We start from the raw sequence: 3,288 nt of genomic DNA, 5'->3' as shown, positions 1-3,288 counted from the left end.
AATACTGTATAAAACATACATGTAAAATAGGCAAAAAAAAATTTCAAATCTAATTCTTTGAGCATAAGTCATAAACTCAATTAAGGGATTATTTTTTTGATCGAGGAAAAATTGCCCTCATTCCTTGCTGTATATCTTTCGTCTAGAAGGTATACTGAAACCTTTCTTTTTATTCTATGTATCGCCATGCGGATATAACATGCAAAAGTTTGATACCAAAACCTTTCAAGGTCTTATCCTGACACTGCAGGATTACTGGGCTCGCCAGGGCTGTACCATTGTCCAACCATTAGATATGGAAGTGGGCGCAGGCACATCACACCCAATGACTTGTTTACGAGCATTAGGACCAGAGCCTATTGCTGCGGCTTATGTACAGCCTTCACGTCGTCCAACAGACGGACGTTACGGTGAAAATCCTAACCGCTTACAGCACTATTACCAATTCCAAGTTATCATTAAGCCATCACCTGATAATATTCAGGAGCTTTATCTTGGCTCACTAAGAGAGTTAGGTTTAGACCCAACAATCCATGATATTCGTTTTGTAGAAGATAACTGGGAAAACCCAACTTTAGGTGCTTGGGGCTTAGGCTGGGAAGTTTGGCTCAACGGCATGGAAGTGACGCAGTTTACCTATTTCCAACAAGTAGGCGGATTAGAGTGCAAACCAGTTACGGGTGAAATTACCTACGGCTTAGAACGTCTAGCCATGTATATTCAAGGTGTTGATAGCGTTTATGACTTAGTTTGGTGTGACGGTCCGTTAGGTAAAACCACCTACGGCGATATCTATCATCAAAACGAAGTTGAGCAATCAACCTATAATTTTGAATACGCCGATGTAGACTTCCTATTTTCTTGCTTTGAGCAATATGAAAAAGAAGCGCGTGAGTTGTTAGAGTTAGAAAAGCCTCTGCCTTTACCTGCCTATGAACGTATTTTAAAAGCAGGACACACCTTTAACTTATTGGATGCACGTAAAGCTATCTCTGTGACAGAGCGTCAGCGTTATATTTTACGTATCCGTACTTTAACCAAAGCGGTTGCTGAAGCATATTATGCTTCTCGTGAAGCGCTTGGTTTCCCTATGTGTAAAAAGTAAGAGGCTATCATGACAACTGAGACTTTCCTCGTGGAAATCGGCACAGAAGAATTACCGCCGAAAGCGCTTCGTTCTTTAGCCGAATCTTTTGCTGCTAATTTTACGGCTGAACTGGATAACGCAAATATCACTCATGGTGATGTATCTTGGTTTGCAGCCCCACGCCGTTTAGCCATTAAAGTGGCTAATATGGCAAAATCACAAGCAGATAGAACCATTGAAAAACGTGGTCCTGCGATTGCTCAGGCCTTTGATGCTGAGGGTAAACCAACCAAAGCGGCTGAAGGTTGGGCAAGAGGTAATGGCATTACTGTTGACCAAGCTGAGCGTTTATCAACAGAGAAAGGCGAATGGTTATTTTATCGTGCAGAAGTAAAAGGTGAAGCGGTTAACAAATTACTGATTGGCATGGTAAGCACTGCATTATCAAAATTACCAATCCCCAAATTAATGCGCTGGGGCGATAAAGACACTCACTTTGTACGCCCTGTTCATACAGTCACCTTATTATTAGGTGATACTGTTATTGATGGTGAAATCTTAGGTATCCAAAGCGATCGCGTTATTCGTGGTCATCGCTTTATGGGTGAAGCTGAGTTCACTATTGATAATGCGGATCAGTATCCTGAAATTCTTTATGAACGCGGAAAAGTTATCGCTGATTACGAAACGCGTAAATCAATTATTCTTCATGATGCTCGCCTTGCTGCTGAAAAACTTGGTGGTATCGCAGATTTAAGCGATAGCTTAGTGGAAGAAGTCACTTCATTGGTTGAATGGCCGGTTGTACTAACAGCAAAATTTGAGGAAAAATTCCTTGAAGTTCCTGCTGAAGCACTGGTTTACACCATGAAAGGTGACCAAAAATACTTCCCTGTTTATGATAAACAAGGTGGATTGTTACCTAACTTTATTTTCGTTACTAATATTGAATCTTCTGATCCACAACAAATCATTAGCGGTAACGAAAAAGTCGTACGTCCTCGTTTAGCGGATGCTGAATTCTTCTTTAAAACTGACCGCAAACAACGTTTAGAAGATAACTTACCACGCCTTGAAACGGTATTATTCCAGAAAGATTTAGGCACACTGCGTGATAAAACAGACCGCATTCAAGCATTAGCTGGCTTTATTGCAGACAAAATGGGTGCTGATGTTAATAAAGCAACCCGTGCAGGTTTACTGTCAAAATGTGACTTAATGACCAATATGGTATTCGAATTCACAGATACCCAAGGTGTTATGGGTATGCATTATGCACGTCATGATGGTGAAGCCGAAGAAGTCGCAGTGGCACTGAAAGAACAATATCAACCTCGTTTCGCAGGTGATGAATTACCTTCTAATCCTGTTGCTAGCGCCCTCGCTATTGCAGAGAAGATGGATACACTTGCGGGTATTTTCGGTATTGGTCAACATCCTAAAGGGGATAAAGACCCATTTGCGCTACGTCGTGCATCATTGGGTGTTTTACGTATTATTGTTGAGCAAGATTTACCGTTAGATATTGAAGAGCTAACACAAGAAGCGGTTCGCCTCTACGGTGACAAGCTGACGAATAAAAATGTCGTCAGTGATGTGGTTGAATTTATGTTAGGCCGTTTCCGCTCTTGGTATCAAGAGCTGGGTTACAGCATTGATACTATTCAAGCTGTATTAGCACGTCGCCCAACACAACCTGCTGACTTCAATGCCCGCGTTAAAGCAGTCACTTATTTCCGTACATTAGAAGAAGCCTCTGCATTAGCAGAAGCTAATAAACGTGTTTCTAATATTTTAGCGAAATCCGCTGATGTAAAACTGAATGACGCCGTTTTAGCTTCCGTCTTAAAAGCACCAGAAGAAGTTCAATTAGCAGCGAATCTTGCGGTATTACAAGATAAGTTGGCACCCTTATTTGCAGAACGCAAATATCAGGAAGCATTAGTTGAGCTGGCATCATTACGTGATGTGGTTAATAACTTCTTTGATAAAGTCATGGTAATGGATGAAGACGAAGCGGTTCGTATCAACCGTTTAACGATGTTAAGTCAATTGCGTGAACTGTTCTTAAGAGTCGCGGATATTTCTGTTTTACAATAAATTGTAAAGTTTAAAAAGTGTAAACCGGCATTGTAAAAGCAATGCCGGTTTTTTATCAAAATCATTATTTTCACTTCAATTATCTTTGAGAGGATGATGGA

Annotated in this window: 2 protein-coding genes; both read left to right on the top strand. The window is 40.8% G+C overall.

Annotated elements, in window-relative coordinates:
- The first annotated feature begins 199 nt into the window (after positions 1–199).
- Positions 200–1,105 carry a glycine--tRNA ligase subunit alpha gene (gene glyQ / locus BHE89_RS13035; RefSeq protein WP_004246832.1) on the top strand — a complete coding sequence of 302 codons (906 nt, stop codon included), beginning with the start codon at positions 200–202 and terminating at the stop codon, positions 1,103–1,105.
- Between the two features lie 9 nt (positions 1,106–1,114).
- Positions 1,115–3,187 (top strand): glycine--tRNA ligase subunit beta, encoded by a 2,073-nt coding sequence (gene glyS, locus BHE89_RS13030; protein WP_069369568.1) that lies wholly within the window; start codon positions 1,115–1,117, stop codon positions 3,185–3,187.
- Positions 3,188–3,288 lie beyond the last annotated feature (101 nt).

The sequence above is a fragment of the Shigella sp. FC1967 genome, assembly GCF_001743005.1.
Taxonomy (GTDB): domain Bacteria; phylum Pseudomonadota; class Gammaproteobacteria; order Enterobacterales; family Enterobacteriaceae; genus Proteus.
This window is presented reverse-complemented; position numbering and strand designations above follow the sequence as displayed.